Here is a 17,009-nt window from a genome sequence, read left to right on the forward strand (position 1 = left end):
GGCCGTGCCTGGCAGCCGGTCAGGCGCTCAATACTCCGCCTGCAGCGCGAGCAGCGATTCGCGCAGACGCACGAGCGGCGCCATGGTGTCGTCGTTGGCCCAGCCTTCGAGGTCGTCGAGTGCGCGGTTGCAGCCGTCGAGCACCACGTCGAGGTCGACGGGCACGCCGTTGGCGAGCGCGAAGCGGATCACCGACTCGAAGCGCTGGCAGTCGTCGTCGCCATAGGCGATGTCGAGGTTGTCGGCGATGGTCTGCGCGATGTCGCTGCGCGAGCGATCTTCTTCGTCGACGAAGTCGATGATGCCGCGCGCGACGTCGGGCGCGTGGTAGAGCGCGATATCGAGCCACTGGGCGGCGTCGAAACCGGCTTCGTGGCTCTGCTCCTCGAAGTATTCGATCGCTTCCTGCTCGTGCGTTTCGCCGGCATCGACGGCGAGGCACAACTGCTCGAAATACTCTTCCTGTTCACTGCGGATGGGGTCGGACATCGGTCAATCTCTTCAAACGGTGGGCGCGGCGGGCCGCGCACGTGCGGCCCGCATTATATGCCCGATGACTGACGCCCGACGCTCGCGCCGTCTTTCTGCGGCCGTTGTCAGCCGCTTGTGCGTGCCTGTGCCTGCTTGTGTTCGCCGGCGCGCGCGGCCGGAGCGGGCGCGAGGCGGCTCACGCCGGCTCGACCGTCCAGGCGTCGAACCACTCGCGCGGGCGCGCGATCTGGTCCTGCGCGGCGACGATTTCCAGCTCGTAGCGCCCCGCGTCGTAGGTCATGCGCACGACCGCGTTGACGGCGGCGAGCGTGTGCTCGAAGGCGCGGCGCAGCGAGTCGCCGAGCATCAGGCGCGCCACGAAAATCGCGCTCGTGATGTCGCCGACGCCGACCGGCTGACGCGCGAACGGATAGAGCGGCCGCTGCGCGAGCCACGCCTCGCGCTCGCTGACCACCAGCATGTTGAAGGTGTCGGCGGGGCTGTTGCGGTCGAGCAGATGCTTCACGAGGATCAGCTTCGGGCCGCGCGCGATCAGCTCGCGGCAGGCGGCGACGGCTTCCTCGGCGGTCTCCAGCTCGCGGCCGACGAGGCGCTGCAGCTCGCTGTGATTGGGCATCATCGCGTCGGCTACGCCCGGCATGTGCGTGACGAGGAATTCCTGGATGCCGGGCTCGACCTTGCAGCCGGTGCCGGCGGCGTTGAGCGTGCCCATCACCGGGTCGCAGAAGTAGCGCGCCTGCGGATTGGCCGCCTTCACGGCCCGCACCACGTCGATCACGGCCTGCGCCTGCTCGGGCGCGCCGAGGTAGCCGGAGAGCACGGCGTCGCAACGCGGCAGCATGCCGATCGCGCCGATGCCATCGACGAGATCGACCATCTGTTCGGCGTCGATGGCGCTGCCGGTCCAGTGGCCGTACTGCGTGTGATTCGAGAACTGCACGGTGTTGAGCGGCCACACGTTGACGCCGAGCCGGCGCATGGGGAACACCGCCGCGCTGTTGCCCGCGTGGCCGAACACGACATGCGACTGGATGCTCAGGACATTTTTCATGGCCGGTCCGGTGGGTTTCGGTCGGTTGCTGCGGTCGTGTGTGTCGGTCATAACGTGGCGGTTGGTCGGTGCGCGCCGTCGCGGGTTCGCGCGCGCCGTGCGGTTCGGAAGGGTCGTGCATGGCTGTCGCGCATGATGGCGTGCTCGACGGTCGTGCTTTGCGGCAATGCTCAACGGCGTGCAGGGATCGCGCGAGGCGCGAGCGCGCCGGGCGGCGCAGGCGTGCGATGCACGCAGTGCAGCAACGATAACCGAATTCGCCGCGCGAGGTCGATCACCGCGCGTGGGCGGTGTTGCGTGCATCCGTCGACAGGCTTGTCGATGGGGTTGCCGATGGGGTTGTCGATATGGCGTCGATGCCGCTGTCGTCAGGCGGCTTCCACGAGCTCGCGGTAAAGCGCCATGTAGCGTTGCGCCGACGCGGCCCAGCCGAAGTCCTGCTGCATGCCGCGCGCGCGCGTCTCGCGCCAGTCGCGGCTGCGGGCGTAAAGCGCGAAGGCGCGGCGGATCGCGGCGCTGAGCGCATCCGGCTCGAAGCGCTCGAACACGAAGCCGGTGGCGAGGCCATCGGCGAGATTTTCGAGCGAGGTGTCCACGACGGTATCGGCGAGACCGCCCACGCGATGCACGAGCGGCAGCGCGCCATAGGCGAGCGCGTAGAGCTGCGTGAGCCCGCACGGTTCGAAGCGCGACGGAACCATCATGACGTCGGCGCCCGCGACGATCTCGTGCGCGAGCGTTTCGTCGAAGCCGAGTTCGACCGCCACCGACTCGGGATGCTGACGCGCCGCGCGCGCGAAGCCCTGTTCGAGACTCGCGTCGCCGGTGCCGAGCACGACGAGCTGGCCGCCGCGCGAGACGATGTCGGGCAGCGCCGCGAGCAGCAGGTCGAGGCCTTTCTGCTCGGTCAGGCGGCTCACGACGCCGAACACGGGCGCGTCGTGCTTCGACGCAAGCCCGAAGCGCTGCTGCAGCGCCGACTTGCAGCGCAGCTTGCCGCTCATGCGCGTGGCCGAGTAGCGCGCGGCGAGGACGGTGTCGCTGGCCGGATTCCAGACCGCGTAATCGACGCCGTTCAGAATGCCGACGAGATCGTGCGCGCGGCCCTTGAGCAGCGCTTCGAGGCCGCCGCCCTGCGCCACGGTCTGGATCTCGCGCGCGTAGCTCGGGCTCACGGTCGTGATCTTGTCGGCGTAATAGAGGCCGGCCTTGAGAAACGATAGCTGGCCGTAGAACTCGATGCCGTGCATGTCGAAGAAGTCGGGCGGCAGGCCCAGCGCGCCGAACTGCTGGGCCGGAAAAATGCCTTGATAGGCGAGGTTGTGGATCGTGAAAACGCTACGCGCGGGCGGTCGCGCGGCGAGACCGCGCTCGCGGGCGGCGGCGCGCAGATACGCACCCGCGAGGCCCGCATGCCAGTCGTGCGCGTGCACGATGTGGGGCGTCCAGGCCGGGTCGAGATGCAGCGCGAGTTGCGCCGCGGCCCAGCCGAGCAACGCGAAACGCTCGGCGTTGTCGCCGTAGGGCACGTGCTGGGCGTCGAGATAGGGATTGCCGGGGCGCGCGTAGAAAGCATCGGCGCGAATCATGTAGACCGGCACGTCGCTGCCCGGCAGACGTCCGAGTTCGAGCGAGGCCTCGGGCGCGCCGAAACTGCGTGCGAGCCGCGCGATGGGACGCAGGTCGGCGAGATCGGCGGCCACGCCCGGGAAGCCGGGCAGCAGCACGCGCGCATCGGCGCCTTGTTCGATCAGCGCGGCGGGCAGGGCGGCGGTCACATCGGCGAGGCCGCCGGTTTTCAGGAGCGGATAGAGTTCGCTGGCGGCATGCAGAACACGGATCGTCATCGGGCTGGGGTCCTGGGTTGGGCCTCGGTTTGGCTTCGTTTTGGCGTTGTTCCGGCTTCGGTTCGTGCTGCCCGTGCGGGTGTTGCGCGGCGCGTTTGTCGCTCGCTTGCCACGCGTTTGTCGCGCGTTTTTCGCTCGCTAACCGCCTGCGCCGAGTTTGGCGAGCGCCTCGCGCGTGACCAGCACGATGCCGTTTTCAGTGCGATAAAAGCGCTCGCCGTCGCGCACGGGGTCCTCGCCGATCACCAGACCGTCGGGAATCACGCAGCCGCGGTCCACCACGACCTTGCGCAACCGGCAGCTCGCGCCCACTTCGACCTGCGGTAACAAGACTGCCTCGGCAATGTTGCAGAACGACTTCACGACCACATTCGACGAGAGCACCGAGCGCGAAATCTGCGAGCCGGAGATCACGCTGCCGCCGCACACGATGAGATTCGTGCCCGAGCCTTGCAGCCCGTTCAGGTCGCGCACGAACTTGGCGGGCGGCAACTGCTCCTGATACGTCCAGATCGGCCAGTTGCGGTCGTAGAGGTCGAGCGCCGGAATGGTCGAGGCGAGATCGAGATTGGCCGACCAGTACGCATCGACGGTGCCGACGTCGCGCCAGTAAGGCTCGGCGCTCGGGTCCGACGAGACGCACGACATGCTGAACGGATGCGCGATGGCGACGCCGTCGCTGACCACGCGCGGAATGATGTCCTTGCCGAAGTCGTGATCGGTGGCGCTCGCCGAGATGTTTTCCTCGAGCAGCTTGAACAGATAGGCCGTGTCGAACACGTAGATGCCCATGCTCGCGAGCGCGATGTCGGGGCGGCCGGGCATCGCGGGCGGGTCGTCGGGCTTTTCGACGAAGCCGGTGACGCGGCGCTGCTCGTCGACGGCCATCACGCCGAAGGCGCGCGCGTCGAGGCGCGGCACCTCGATGCAGCCGACCGTGCAGTCTGCGCCGTTCGCGGCGTGGTCGGCGATCATGCGCGTGTAATCCATCTTGTAGATGTGATCGCCGGCCAGCACGACCACATATTTCGGCGAGATCGAGCGGATGATGTCGAGGTTCTGGTAGACCGCGTCGGCGGTGCCGCGATACCAGTGCGCGCCTTCGACGCGCTGCTGCGCGGGCCACAGGTCGAGGAACTCGTTGAATTCGCCGCGCAGGAAACCCCAGCCGCGCTGGAGATGGCGCAGCAGCGAATGCGCCTTGTACTGCGTGACGACGGCGATGCGGCGGATGCCCGAATTCAGGCAGTTCGACAGCGCGAAATCGATGATGCGGTACTTGCCGCCGAAGTAGACGGCGGGCTTCACGCGCTTGTTGGTGAGCGGGCCGAGGCGCGTGCCGCGTCCGCCCGCGAGCACGATGGCGAGCGTGCTGCGTTGCAGATCGTTGAGGCTTGCCGGAGTTTCCATGGACGTCTCCTTGTTGTGCCCCCGATTTCGCTTTGTCGCGTTTTTTGCGTCGCGTTTGTGTGGCTTGCGCGTCGCTTATGCGTCGTTTTTGGCGCTGCGGCGATGGCTGCCGGTGTCCGCGATGTCGGTTTTATGACCGCGCCTAGAATGTTCTAGCACCGAAAAGCGTGTTGCGCGAATTGCATGTGCTCGCGCTGTGTGCGGGCGGCCTCTGATGCATCAGTAAGCCGGTAGCAAGCCGCTTGCCCGGCGCGCTGGTGGACAGGGCGGACGCCGCGCAGCTTGAGTCGCTGGCGGCGCGTTGCGCACGATTCCCGACATCGCAGGCTCCATGACCTGGCGAGCCGTTCAATAAACCGGTGCCATCCCCGGTGGTCGGTGCTTGAAGCGTCGGTGCACCCAGTAATACTGCTCGGGAAACTTGACGACCTGCTCCTCAAGAAACGCATTCATGCGGCGTGCGTCGACCTCATCGTTCCCCGATGGGAAGTCCGCGAGCGGCTCGAAAATCGTCAACTTGTACCCTTGATAGTTCGGGAGCACCTCAGTCACGAACGGAACAACCCGCGCGCGCCCCAGTCTCGCTAGACGCGAAACGGCCGTTAACGTGCAGGCGGGAACGCCGAAGAAAGGGACAAAAACAGAGTTGTCGACGCCCTGGTCCATGTCCGCCGCGAGCATGACGGGTTTGCCGGAACGCAACAGGCCCACAATCTTTTTGGCGCTGGTCGCGCGCTCGATCATCTCTGCCCCGAACCGGCCGCGTTGCCGCTTGGCCAGCGCGCATAGGGCCGTGCTCGACATCCGTGTGTACAGCGAGGCAACCGGGAGGCGCGTCGAGTAGAGCATGCAACCGACCTCAATGCCCACGAAGTGAAACCCCATGAAGATGGTGGGCGGGGCCGCGTCGTCGTCGAGATCAATTTTGCTTTCGATCTGGACGATATCCCGGATTGACTGCGCACTGCCGAACCACTGGATGCCTCGTTCGAGATAACTGCGAACAACGTGGCGGAAGTGCTCTCTTGCGAGCGTCTGAAGTTCGCTGCTGGTCTTCTCGGGGAAGCAAAGACGCAAGTTCACCAGGACGATATGTTTGCGGCGGCTCGGAACGGCATACAGCGCAGTGCCGACTACCATGCCGAGCCTTGCGACGAATGGGTAAGGAAGTACGGAAAGCGTGCGTAGCAACGCCACGATGAACACAAAACCGAGGCGTTTCAAGGATTGTCCCCTCTGGATTGTAATGTTTGGAAATCGCCGCCGAACGCCATGCAGGCGAACCTTCCGCTCGTCGCCGCGTCATGGAAATTTTTAAGCGCAAGCTACGGACTACGGACTGAATAGCCGAAGTTGCGATCATTGGATTACGAGGACGACTTGCGAGTTACGCAGTGTAGCAGGCGGCTCAGGTGCCACTCACTTCGACAATTCTGGTCGTGACTCGACGACACCGGCGATGACTCGCTTCCACGATTCAAATTGAGTTCGTGTTGGCATTGGTGGGCATCGCTGGGCATCGCGCGCGACGGTGTGATCGGCCATTCGACGGGCGGCATGCTCGCGCTGTGCTATGGCCTGATGGATCCGCGCCAAGCTGAACAACGGGTGCTATTGAATCCGATCGGGATCGAGGACTGGACGGCGCAGGGCGGGCCATTCGCCGCTACGAGCAGAACAACAATTACGCGGGTACGTGGGACGCGCGCTGCCAGCTTGGGTGCAGGTGGCGTGGGGTTCGGCGTTGCTTGACGACATGATCTACACGCAGCCGGTGAACCACGAACGCGGGCAGTTGCAGATGCCGACGCTGCTGCTGATCGGCGATAAAGATACGACGGCCATCGGCAAGGACGCCGCGCCGTCCGGCCACTGTCCGGTGCAGGCGAAGATCGCGCAACGAGCGATTCCGCACGCGACCCTCGTTGAGTTCGCGGGGCTGGGGCACACGCCGCAGATTCAGGATCCACAGGAATTTCATAAAGCGCTGTTGGTCTGGCTGGCGACTGCGTCGGCATGGTACTGGGATTCAAGGGCATAGAGGACCTCGAAGAAACATATCGGGCAGATCCGCCCAACAACGTCAAGGATGGTCTTGCGCCGGCATTTGAATCCAAGCCGCGCCAGATTGTCGGTGCGGAATGCGTGCAAGTGCCGGGTAATGACGGTCTGTTTTTGCTGCCCGGTCATATTGGTCTCGCAGAATACGAAACGACTCTGGGTGTTGCACAAGAGCTCAGCGGCTCACTTTTGGCACTGAGGAACCTGCCTGGCTCGCTGCGTTTCCTGCTGGATGCCACCGCTGAGAAGTACGGAATCGACTACGTACTTGTCGATTTGAGCCCAAGTCTCGGACCGATGAACCAGAATCTACTGATGGTTTGCGACTACTTCATTGTCCCGCTCCATCCCGACTATTTTTCATCAATGGCCTTGAGCTCGTTGTCGAAATCGTTGCCACGTTGGGCCGCGTGGGCACGCACGGCTTATGGCATTGCCGCTCTGAGGGACGCTGACTACCCATTTCCTCAGCCAAAGGCCAAATTTATTGGCGCTGTGGTTCAGAAATATCGCCCTCGAAATGGGCAACCCAGCGCTGCGTTTCAACGTTGGGTCGACCAACTTGCGCTTGGCCTACGCGGAGAACTTATCCCGAGTTTAGAAGCGGCGGGACTACTCGATGTTGCCGAATTTCAAAAGAAGGCGGGATTCGAGCCTTCGGATCCTTTGCTTAACGTCGCTGATTTCAATAGTTTGATCGCACAGTCTCAGGAGCATTTGGTCCCTGTGTATGCACTAACAGCTGCGATGCTTCAGCAGGCAGGTGCAGTTTGGGACAGTACAAAAGAAAGCATGGAAAAATTCGAAACGGCATTCCGTGACTGCGCCAACAAGGTAATCGAGCTAACTGCATGACGCCTCTGGATCACTTCAACTCAATATGGTCCCGGTGTGAAGAGTTGGCGGCAATGCATGCGTATCTCGCACGACAGCTCACGGTTGCGTTGCGACCCGATGAACTCTTGCGGGCGGAATGGGTCACCCGCGTCAGCGCACTCGACCTCTACGTGCATGAACTTGTTACTCAAAAGATGCTTGAGACATTCGAGGGACATCGGCTTCCTTCGAATGGTTACTTGCGTTTCCAAGTTGCCAACGACACGTTGATGAGAATAAGAGCGGCGCCGACGCCATACGACGCACGCCAAGCATTTGACCTGGAATTGCGGACGCGGCTCGGCTACTCCACATTTCAGGATCCCGACAAAATCGCGGATGGGATACGTTTGTGCTCGGACGTAGAACTTTGGAATGAAGTTGCATTAAGGCAGGGGGCAACGCAAGCGACAAAGATCGCTGCAGCGAAGGGCCTTAAGCGAGAATTGTCACTGATTGTCGAGCGGCGAAACAAGATTGCACACGAGGGTGATCTGCAGCCGATTGCTCCACGTGTTCCTTGGACTATCGACCGAGCCGACGTACAGCGGGTAGCCAGCTGCATAAAAGGAATCGTGCATGCAATTGACCAGATTGTTCAGTGACTGAAGGCGGCGCCACCCATTCGCCGCAAGCGACAGCGGAGATTTGAGAAAAGCCACATGGCCAATCTCGGATCAATTGAAAGCCTGCACCCGCTGCTCTCCCCCTGATTACTACGGAACGGCACGCAGTATAGACGACATACGCTATCCCCCATCTTGGTAGGCGTGCTTTGCCTGTTGTTGATATTAGCCGTCGAGAACAACTAAAAGGAGAGATTCCGGAGCTCCACCGCGTCCGCGCGCTGCAGTGATCTCTGGGCAAGATTACGGATGAGCTGATAGAACGTGGCTGTAGTCGCGACAACTGCACCCACCCAACGTTTCACCCATTGACCGATCGCAACGAATAAAAATCAATGATATTGGCCTTATTAGTTATCGCGTTAGTCACATTTTCTATCTCTGCAGCGGCGATCTTCGGTGTTTGGTGCGTGATGAAGGCAGCGGCACGATTACCATTGTTTATCCGACGCATCTTCCCCATGAGAGCGATTAGGTTTGCGTATGTAGGGCTGCGAAGATTATTCAGAAAAGTCGACCACTACCTGTTCAAAATTTGCTCTGAGAAATACGTACAGATTGGGGCAGGTATCGCCTTCGTCGCCGAGCTTCTGGGGATTCTCGGTGTCCGTGCTCACGGGCCAATCCTAAACGTCTTGTCATTGATCTGGACGAGTATTTTCCCGGTCGCAATCGTCTTCCATCTCGCCTATCGTGTGAAGAAGGTCAAGAAGTTTTGCGACGACGCTGCAGTGCGACTGCTGGTCACGGTTGTTTTGTTGCTCGCGACGTGGTACTCGCATGCGATGGCGGCATCGACGATTACGACACTGATGGGAGTCGACTCGTCGCGATTCACCTCGGCAGTGGCCGCGACCACATTCTTCGGCGTGGTCGGGTTGGCCGGCGTTATAGTTGCGGGAGCATCTGGAGTTTTGCTGCTCATCGGAATGTTTCTGACTTTTTTTCCGGCCCGCCGTAGACCTAAAGAGGAAAAGGCTTGGGCGGAACTTCGGGGGGCATTGAAGCAAAACGGCCCGAGAGTCTTGCCGCTCTTCTTCTTTATGGTTACTGTCGTTGCGATGGTACCGGAAGCTATCCTCGGTGGTTCTAACTTCACGGCTGCACTGGCGGCTAGAATCGCATTCACTTACGATCTTGCGGACCCTGAAATGTGTGGGAGTAAAAACCCGCGCGAACGCTTTCTTGTCTTGCTAGACAGGCCCAGTCGCGCGATCCGGTATACGGCCCCTGATCTCCCGAGAATACCGGTCACGTTCCTAAACAAGCTGCAAATTGAGACGATCATGCCAATCGAGCAGGAAGAAACTGACTGCCGCCGGTCGTAGCAGTAGTTATTGGCCGGCGGAAGGTGTGACAGGCGGCAACGTGTCGAATGAGGCAGAACGTAGAGGTCGGAAGTTGGATATGAAGCATCGTCCACGCAAAGGGTGGCTGTGAGACGTCTGAACGGCCATAGGCGATAGACCGCTGCGCTGTTGAAACGGACATTGCCGTCGCTGCGACCAGTTGAATCCACAGTCGGCAAGTGCCTTTCATCGTTATTCTGAGGAGAGTTTGTTTTCCGCCACCAACTCAACTCCGTACCGTGTATACCTCTATGGGATGAGGGTGCGAGGAGATTCGACGAAAATTTATAGTGTCGACCGCTACACGCAGCCGGTGAACCACGAACGCGGGCAGTTGCGGATGCCGACGCTGCTGCTGATCGGCGATAAAGATACGACGGCCATCGGCAAGGACGCCGCGCCGTCCGAGGTGCGCGCGCCGCGCGAGCCTTGAACTTCAGCGTGTGAGGCGTGCAGGCCAGCATGAAAAACGGGCGCATCGAGCGCCCGTTTTTTCTTCCAGTGGCCAGGCGACGAACAAACCGCCGCTCAAACCGCCGCTCAAACCGCCGCTCAAACCGCCGCTCAAACCGCCGCCATCTCCGCACGCAGTTCGGCGGCGATCTCGAACGATCGCAAACGCTTGGTGTGATCGTAGATCTGCGCAGTGACGATCAGCTCGTCGGCCTGGGTCTGCTCGATCACCGATTCGAGCCCCGCGCGCACCGTCTCGCGGTCGCCGATCACCGAGCACGCCAGCGAATGCGCAACGCCGGCCAGTTCGAAGTCGTTGGCGGCAATCTGCTCGACGGGCGGCGGCAACTGGCCCGGCGTGCCGCGCCGCAGATTCACGAACTGCTGTTGCAGCGAGGTAAACAGCAGACGCGCCTCGTCGTTGCTTTCGGCGGCGATCACGTTGACGCCGACCATCGCATGCGGCTTCGCGAGCGTGGCCGAAGGACGGAACTGCGAACGATAGAGACGCAGCGCCGTGAGCAGATGATCGGGCGCGAAGTGCGAGGCGAACGCGAAGGGCAGACCCATCGCGGCGGCGAGCTGCGCGCCGAACAGGCTGGAGCCGAGGATATAGAGCGGCACGTGCAGGCCCGCGCCGGGCACCGCGCGCACGCGCTGGCCGTCGACGGGCTCGCTGAACAGGCGCTGCAATTCGGCGACGTCGTCGGGGAACGCTTCGGCGCTCGCTTGCAGATCGCGGCGCAGCGCGCGCGCCGTGGTCTGGTCGGTGCCGGGCGCGCGTCCGAGGCCGAGGTCGATACGGCCAGGGTAGAGCGCTTCGAGCGTGCCGAACTGCTCGGCGATCAGGAGCGGCGCGTGGTTGGGCAGCATGATGCCGCCCGAGCCCACGCGGATGGTCTTCGTGCCGCCCGCCACATAGCCGATCACGACCGAGGTGGCGGCGCTGGCGATGCCCGTCATGTTGTGATGCTCGGCGAGCCAGTAGCGGTGGTAGCCCCAGCGCTCGGCGTGCTGGGCGAGATCGAGCGTGTTGCGCAGCGCGGCGCCGGCGTTCGAACCGGCGGGCACCGGCGAGAGGTCGAGGACGGAGAAGGGAATCATGGGGATCGTGGCGCTCCGGAAATCATGGGGCGCGGCTGCAAGGCAGACGCAAGGTGCGGCCATTGTGCCAAAGCGTCCTGGATCCTGCTGGCGCCCGCCGGGAACCCATGCGGGCGGCGTGGGTTCAAGCGATCTCCACATGTTCTTAATTGAATCGGAATAATTCTTGTTTATTCTGACTTTACAGTCTGCAATTCAATTCTGTTAAAGATGCATTGCGATATGCTTTCCGAATTTTTTCATTTTTAAAAATATTGGCGGGTAAGAAGATTCAAATGAGAAATAATCGCAGTCTTCTCCGACCTTTGCGGATTTGAGAAGGATTTTTGCGAGGACTGCAAGGCAGTTAGAAGACGATACTGCTACAATTTTTGCGCCGGATCAGGGGCTCAGCGGTGCCTGGGCGCGGTCTGGGTAATGTAAGTGCGCGGGAATGCGCATCAGGTTTTATGGCACCGTTTAATCAAATCATCATTTGAATTTGCGCTGAGTCACTAAAAATGGTGTCGCCTGTTACGTTGCTGGCGATGAATATGCTGCGCAGATACGATGCGCGTTTGTTTTATTGATGAACTTCGGGGTAGGGCAAATGGTTCCAGTCAAGACACTTGATCTGGACGGTGCGGTATGCCGGGCCGTCGTGTGCGCACTCGCGCCTTGCGGCGTCCGCCTGATTGACGGGCGAGGCGCGGCGGGATGACGGGGTCGCTTTTTTCCGCGTGGCCGCTCGCGTGGTGGTTGCTGGCGGCGCTGTGCTGCGCCGCCACGCTGTACGCGATCAGTGCCGCCTTGACGATGCCGCGCTTCGGCTCCGCTGCGCAGGTGCGCGTGGCCGCGCGTCTCGCGCGCGCTCGCGCGGCCACGCCGGTCAGCGTGCTCAAGCCCCTGTGCGGCGCCGAACCGCGTCTCTACGAGAACCTCGCCACGTTCTGCGAGCAGCGCCATCCGCGTTATCAATTGATCTTCGGCGTGTCGTCGCCGAACGATCCGGCCATCGCCGTGGTGCGGCGGCTGCAGGCCGCGTATCCGGGCCATGACATCGTGCTCGTGATCGACGCGAGCGTGCACGGCAGCAACCTCAAGGTCAGCAACCTGATCAACATGGCGGCGCACGCGCGTCACGACCTGCTGATCGTGGCCGACAGCGATATCGCCGTCGAACCGGACTATCTCGACATCGTCACCGCGCCGCTTGCCGATCCGGGCGTCGGCGTGGTCACCTGTCTGTATCGCGCGCGCAGCGTCGGCGGCTTCTGGCCGCGCATCGGCGCACTCTTCATCAACGAATGGTTCGCGCCTTCGGTGCGCGTCGCGCATTCGACGGGCTCGCGCGCCTTCGGCTTCGGCGCCACGCTGGCGCTGTCGCGCACGACGCTCGAACGCATCGGCGGCTTCACGGCGCTCAAGGACTGTCTCGCCGACGACTACCTGCTGGCGCGTTTCGCGCGCGACCATGGCCTGGCCACGGTGCTCGCGCCCGTGCTGGTCGCGACCGACGTGATCGAGCCGAATTTCCGCACGCTGTGGCTGCGCGAGACGCGCTGGCTGCGCACGATCCGCTCGGTGAATCCGGCGGGTTTCGCGTCGCTGTTCATCACGTTCACGTTTCCGTGGCTCGTCGCGGGCGCGCTCGGTTATGCGCTGCTCGAAGGCTTGCTGCCGGTTGTTGCCGGTGGCGCGGGTGGTGCGGGTGGTGGTGGCATCGGCGCACTATGCGCGGGCGGCAGGGCGGCGACGGCCGCGCTGGCGACGAGCACGGTCGGCGGTATCATCGCGCGGATAGCGTTGCATGCGCGCAGCAGCGGTGGCTGGCGCGCGTTCTGGCGCGATTTGCCGCTCGTGCCGCTGCGCGACACGCTGCTGCTGCTGCAGTGGCTCGCGGCCGCGTTCGGCTCGCATGTGATGTGGCGCGGCGTGCGCGTGCCGGTGGCCAATCCCGAAACGGGCGAGGCGGTGGGCGCGGGACACACGGGTGTCACGCAGACCGTGTCCACTGCGCGCGAGCCGCGTGTGAGCGCGGCGCCTCGGCGCGCGGCCGTGGAGGTCACGGATGGCCGCTGAGGATTGCCGATGGCGGCAGACGGTGCCTGATGGCCGCTGAACCGCAGACGTGCCGGAACATTTCATCGCGCGTGACGCCGGCCGGAGCCGACGCCCGCGCGCTTACGCTTTCAAGCTCAATTGACTCAAGGATTGCCGGAGCACTCATCTCATGAAAACGCTGTTTTTGCAGGCCCCGTCGTATGACGGCTTCGATGGCGGCGCGGGTTCGCGCTATCAGGCGAAGCGCGAGATCCGCTCGTTCTGGTATCCGACCTGGCTCGCGCAACCCGCGGCGCTGGTGCCGGAGAGTCGCGTGCTCGACGCGCCCGCCGACGGCATCGGCGTGGAAGAGACGCTCAAGATCGCGATGGACTACGACCTCGTGATCATCCACACGAGCACGCCGTCGTTCCCGACCGACGCGCTGTTCGCGGAAGACCTGAAAAAGCGCAAGCCGTCGCTGCTGGTCGGCATGGTCGGCGCAAAGGTGATGGTCGATCCGCACAACTCGCTGACGGCGTCGGAAGCGATCGACTTCGTCTGCCGCGAGGAGTTCGACTACACCTGCAAGGAAATCGCCGAAGGCAAGCCCTTCCCGGAAATTAAGGGTTTGAGCTGGCGCGCGAAGGACGGCTCGATCGAGCACAACGAAGCGCGTCCGATCCTCGAAAACATGGACGAGCTGCCGTTCGTCGCGCCCATCTACAAGCGCGACCTGAAGATCGACAACTACTTCATCGGCTATCTGAACTACCCGTACGTGTCGATCTACACGGGCCGCGGCTGCAAGTCGCGCTGCACGTTCTGCCTGTGGCCGCAGACGGTCAGCGGCCATCGCTACCGCACGCGCTCGGTCGAGAACGTGATCGCCGAAGCGAAGTGGATTCGCGACAACATGCCCGAAGTGAAGGAGCTGATGTTCGACGACGACACCTTCACCGACGACCTGCCGCGCGCCGAAGCCATCGCCATCGGTCTGGGCAAGCTCGGCATGACGTGGTCGTGCAACGCGAAGGCCAACGTGCCGTTCAAGACGCTCAAGGTCATGAAGGAAAACGGCCTGCGTCTGCTGCTCGTGGGCTTCGAATCGGGCGACGACCAGATCCTCGTGAACATCAAGAAGGGCGTGCGCACCGACTTCGCGCGCCGCTTCAGCGCGGACTGCAAGAACCTCGGCATCAAGATTCACGGCACCTTTATTCTGGGTCTGCCGGGCGAGACGCAGGAGACCATCAAGAAGACCATCGAGTACGCGAAGGAAATCAATCCGCACACGATCCAGGTCTCGCTCGCCGCGCCGTATCCGGGCACGACGCTCTACAAGCAGGCCGTCGAAAACGGCTGGATGGAAGAGAACAAGACCATCAATCTGGTGAGCAAGGAAGGCGTGCAGCTTGCGGCGATCGGCTACGCGCATTTGTCGCGCGAGGAGATCTATCACCATCTCGAACAGTTCTATCGTCAGTTCTATTTCCGTCCGTCGAAGATCTGGGAAATCGTGCGCGAGATGCTGACGAGCTGGGACATGATGAAGCGCCGTCTGCGCGAAGGTGTGGAGTTCTTCCGCTTCCTGCGCGCGCACGAGGCATGATGCAGCCGCGCGAACGCGCGCTGATTTTCACCGCCGACGATTTCGGCCTGCACGAGCGGGTCAACGCGGCGGTGGAGCGCGCGCATCGCGACGGCGTGCTGAATGCCGCGAGCCTGATGGTGGCCGCGCCCGCCGCCGCCGACGCGGTGGCGCGCGCGCAACGCCTGCCGAAGCTGCGCGTGGGCCTGCATCTCGTGCTGGCCGACGGCGCGTCGAGGCTGCCGCGCGAGCGCATTCCCGCGCTCGTCGACGCGCAAGGCCGTTTCGGCGACAACATGGTGCGCGACGGCTTTCGCTTTTTCTTTCTGCCGCATGTGCGTGCGCAGCTTGCGCTGGAAATCCGCGCGCAGTTCGAGGCGTTCGCGGCGACGGGCCTCGCGCTCGATCACGTGAACACGCACAAGCATTTCCATCTGCATCCCACGGTGCTCTCGCTGATCCTGTCGATCGGGCGCGAGTTCGGTTTGCGTGCCGTGCGTCTGCCGCTGGAGGCGGGCGCGCCCGCCGCGCTCAAGCCGTGGCTCGCGCTGGTGCGCTCGCGTCTCGCGCGCGCGGGCATCGCGCACAACGATTACGTGGTCGGCATCGCGAATACCGGCGCGATGGACGAAGCGGTGCTGCTCGACGCCATCGCGCGTCTGCCTGCGCAGGGCGTCGGCGAAATCTACTGCCATCCGGCCGAAGCGCCGGCGGCGGGCGAGGGGCCGATCACGGCGTCGATGCAGAGCTATCGCCACGCCGACGAACTCGCCGCGCTAGTGTCGCCGCGCGTGGCCGACGCGCTCGCGCGTGCGGGCGTGCGCCACGGTGGTTTCACCGATGTGTTTTTCGACGGCCGCGAAGTTGACCGCGACGGCCACGGCGGCCGCGGCGGCCATGGCGACCACGCGGCAGCGCCGCACAAGGCAGGGCTGGCGGAGGGTCGGGCGTCATCATGAAGTGGCTTCAATGGCTGGGCCTGCCGGTCGGGATCGCGATCCTGATCGGCCTCGTCGTCCACGACGGCGCGCATGACGTGATGCGCGTGATCGGCGCGGCGGGTCCGGTGCTCCTCTGGCTCGTGCCGTTCCACGCGCTGCCGCTGCTGCTCGACGCGCACGCGTGGCGTCTGCTGCTCGACCGGCGAGCGCCGTTGTCCTTTCTCTGGTGGGTCGCCACGGTGCGCGAAGCCGTCAACCGGCTGCTGCCCGTGGTGGGCGTCGGCGGCGAACTGGTCGGCATCCGCCTCGCGCGCTGGACGCTGCGCGAGCCGCGCCAGGTGAGCGAGGTCACGGCGTCGGTGATCGTCGAGGTATTCGTGACGATCGCCGTGCAGTACGCGTTTTCGGCGCTCGGCGTGGTGCTGATCGTCGCGGCGACCGGCGACGGCGGCTCGCTGCGCACCATCGTCACGATCGCGCTGGCGCTCGTGCTGACCGCGCCGCTGCCCGTGCTCGCGGTCGTGCTGCTGCGGCGCGGCGGCGTGTTTCATGCGATCGAGCGCTGGGCAGCGCGGCTGTTCGGCGAGGAAACCTGGCAGAAGCTCGGCATCGACGGCCGGCAGCTCGACGCCGATCTCGACGCGCTGATGTCGCGCACCGGCCTGATGTTCCGCGTGTTCTTCTGGCAGCTCGGCGGCTACATGCTGGGCGCGTTCGAAACCTGGTGGGCGCTCTCGCTGCTCGGCCATCCGGTCTCGGTCGGCGACGCGCTCGCCATCGAGGCCATCACCCAGGCCGTGCGCCACGCGGCCTTCATGGTGCCCGCGGGCCTCGGCGTGCAGGAAGTCGCCGTGGTGCTGCTCGCGCAGTTGTTCGGCGTGAGCCAGGAAGTGGCGTTCTCGCTCGCGCTCGTCAAGCGCATGCGCGAAGTGGTGTTCGGCGTGATCGCGCTGATTTCCTGGCAGGCCGCCGAGATCGCCCGCACGCGCCGCACGCTGCGCGGTGGCACGCCGGAGCGCGTGGGGTTGCGCGCCGGTTTGCACGATATTGCGCGCGTTTCCGAACGTATGGCCGAAGCTTCGAAGCGGCCCTCGAACCACGACCGGCGTCATTGACGGTACATTGTGGCTATTAAGCGTGCGCCGGGCCTCGGGTCCGGCGCATGCGCAAGCCCATGTTGATGCCG

General features: G+C 63.6%; 14 protein-coding genes and 1 pseudogene. 9 read left to right on the plus strand and 6 right to left on the minus strand.

Features of this window, described 5'->3' with window-relative positions; genetic code table 11:
• Positions 1–27: 27 nt before the first annotated feature.
• From LDO54_RS17860 to LDO54_RS17880, 5 genes are all read right to left on the minus strand, one after another.
• On the minus strand, positions 28–489 hold the full coding sequence (locus LDO54_RS17860) for a hypothetical protein (RefSeq protein ID WP_224012014.1): 462 nt from the start codon (positions 487–489) through the stop codon (positions 28–30).
• A gap of 178 nt (positions 490–667) precedes the next feature.
• A complete protein-coding gene (gene pdxY, locus LDO54_RS17865; RefSeq protein WP_224012015.1) occupies positions 668–1,543 on the minus strand; it encodes a pyridoxal kinase PdxY in 876 nt (291 codons plus the stop codon).
• Between the two features lie 368 nt (positions 1,544–1,911).
• Complete coding sequence (gene glgA / locus LDO54_RS17870; RefSeq protein WP_224012016.1) at positions 1,912–3,390, minus strand: glycogen synthase GlgA; 1,479 nt, start codon at positions 3,388–3,390, stop codon at positions 1,912–1,914.
• 138 nt (positions 3,391–3,528) lie between these two features.
• A complete protein-coding gene (glgC, locus tag LDO54_RS17875; protein WP_224012017.1) occupies positions 3,529–4,800 on the minus strand; it encodes a glucose-1-phosphate adenylyltransferase in 1,272 nt (423 codons plus the stop codon).
• A 348-nt stretch (positions 4,801–5,148) separates the two neighbouring features.
• Positions 5,149–6,024 carry a lipid A biosynthesis lauroyl acyltransferase gene (locus LDO54_RS17880; RefSeq protein ID WP_224012018.1) on the minus strand — a complete coding sequence of 292 codons (876 nt, stop codon included), beginning with the start codon at positions 6,022–6,024 and terminating at the stop codon, positions 5,149–5,151.
• Positions 6,025–6,306: 282 nt separating this feature from the next.
• On the opposite strand from LDO54_RS17880, the pseudogene LDO54_RS17885 reads away from it, so the two are divergent.
• The 5 genes and pseudogenes from LDO54_RS17885 to LDO54_RS39270 form a co-directional block, all read left to right on the plus strand.
• Positions 6,307–6,841, plus strand: a pseudogene (locus tag LDO54_RS17885) (alpha/beta fold hydrolase); the annotation flags it as partial.
• On the plus strand, positions 6,817–7,716 hold the full coding sequence (locus tag LDO54_RS17890) for a ParA family protein (RefSeq protein WP_224012019.1): 900 nt from the start codon (positions 6,817–6,819) through the stop codon (positions 7,714–7,716). The pseudogene LDO54_RS17885 and the gene LDO54_RS17890, both read left to right, overlap by 25 nt.
• Positions 7,713–8,342, plus strand: a complete 630-nt coding sequence (locus tag LDO54_RS17895) for a HEPN domain-containing protein (RefSeq protein WP_224012020.1) — start codon at positions 7,713–7,715, stop codon at positions 8,340–8,342. Before LDO54_RS17890 ends, LDO54_RS17895 begins: the two co-directional genes overlap by 4 nt.
• 356 nt (positions 8,343–8,698) lie before the next feature.
• Entirely contained in the window at positions 8,699–9,691 is a 993-nt protein-coding gene (locus tag LDO54_RS17900; protein ID WP_224012021.1) for a hypothetical protein, read from the plus strand.
• A 229-nt stretch (positions 9,692–9,920) separates the two neighbouring features.
• A complete protein-coding gene (locus LDO54_RS39270; RefSeq protein WP_436975615.1) occupies positions 9,921–10,145 on the plus strand; it encodes a hypothetical protein in 225 nt (74 codons plus the stop codon).
• A gap of 131 nt (positions 10,146–10,276) precedes the next feature.
• On the opposite strand, the gene LDO54_RS17910 is transcribed toward LDO54_RS39270, so the two are convergent.
• Positions 10,277–11,269 (minus strand): LLM class flavin-dependent oxidoreductase, encoded by a 993-nt coding sequence (locus tag LDO54_RS17910; RefSeq protein ID WP_224012022.1) that lies wholly within the window; start codon positions 11,267–11,269, stop codon positions 10,277–10,279.
• Between the two features lie 696 nt (positions 11,270–11,965).
• Here LDO54_RS17910 and hpnI point away from each other — a divergent pair.
• The 4 genes from hpnI to LDO54_RS17930 all read left to right on the plus strand — a co-directional run bounded on the left by hpnI (position 11,966) and on the right by LDO54_RS17930 (position 16,938).
• Positions 11,966–13,330: a bacteriohopanetetrol glucosamine biosynthesis glycosyltransferase HpnI gene (gene hpnI / locus LDO54_RS17915; protein ID WP_224012023.1), complete on the plus strand. Its 1,365-nt coding sequence runs from the start codon at positions 11,966–11,968 to the stop codon at positions 13,328–13,330.
• 151 nt (positions 13,331–13,481) lie between these two features.
• Entirely contained in the window at positions 13,482–14,903 is a 1,422-nt protein-coding gene (gene hpnJ / locus LDO54_RS17920; RefSeq protein ID WP_224012024.1) for a hopanoid biosynthesis associated radical SAM protein HpnJ, read from the plus strand.
• Entirely contained in the window at positions 14,900–15,841 is a 942-nt protein-coding gene (gene hpnK, locus LDO54_RS17925; RefSeq protein ID WP_224012025.1) for a hopanoid biosynthesis-associated protein HpnK, read from the plus strand. Before hpnJ ends, hpnK begins: the two co-directional genes overlap by 4 nt.
• Complete coding sequence (locus LDO54_RS17930) at positions 15,838–16,938, plus strand: lysylphosphatidylglycerol synthase domain-containing protein (protein WP_436975616.1); 1,101 nt, start codon at positions 15,838–15,840, stop codon at positions 16,936–16,938. The genes hpnK and LDO54_RS17930 overlap by 4 nt, the downstream gene beginning before the upstream one ends.
• Positions 16,939–17,009 lie beyond the last annotated feature (71 nt).

This window comes from Paraburkholderia tropica (assembly GCF_914484835.1).
Lineage (GTDB): Bacteria > Pseudomonadota > Gammaproteobacteria > Burkholderiales > Burkholderiaceae > Paraburkholderia > Paraburkholderia tropica_A.

Coding starts and splice junctions, on each gene's coding strand:
- LDO54_RS17860 (WP_224012014.1), bottom strand. CDS start 489: ATGTCCGACCCCATCCGCAGTGAACAGGAAGAGTATTTCGAGCAGTTG.
- pdxY (WP_224012015.1), bottom strand. CDS start 1,543: ATGAAAAATGTCCTGAGCATCCAGTCGCATGTCGTGTTCGGCCACGCG.
- glgA (WP_224012016.1), bottom strand. CDS start 3,390: ATGACGATCCGTGTTCTGCATGCCGCCAGCGAACTCTATCCGCTCCTG.
- glgC (WP_224012017.1), bottom strand. CDS start 4,800: ATGGAAACTCCGGCAAGCCTCAACGATCTGCAACGCAGCACGCTCGCC.
- LDO54_RS17890 (WP_224012019.1), top strand. CDS start 6,817: ATGGTACTGGGATTCAAGGGCATAGAGGACCTCGAAGAAACATATCGG.
- LDO54_RS17895 (WP_224012020.1), top strand. CDS start 7,713: ATGACGCCTCTGGATCACTTCAACTCAATATGGTCCCGGTGTGAAGAG.
- LDO54_RS17900 (WP_224012021.1), top strand. CDS start 8,699: ATGATATTGGCCTTATTAGTTATCGCGTTAGTCACATTTTCTATCTCT.
- LDO54_RS17910 (WP_224012022.1), bottom strand. CDS start 11,269: ATGATTCCCTTCTCCGTCCTCGACCTCTCGCCGGTGCCCGCCGGTTCG.
- hpnI (WP_224012023.1), top strand. CDS start 11,966: ATGACGGGGTCGCTTTTTTCCGCGTGGCCGCTCGCGTGGTGGTTGCTG.
- hpnJ (WP_224012024.1), top strand. CDS start 13,482: ATGAAAACGCTGTTTTTGCAGGCCCCGTCGTATGACGGCTTCGATGGC.
- hpnK (WP_224012025.1), top strand. CDS start 14,900: ATGATGCAGCCGCGCGAACGCGCGCTGATTTTCACCGCCGACGATTTC.
- LDO54_RS17930 (WP_436975616.1), top strand. CDS start 15,838: ATGAAGTGGCTTCAATGGCTGGGCCTGCCGGTCGGGATCGCGATCCTG.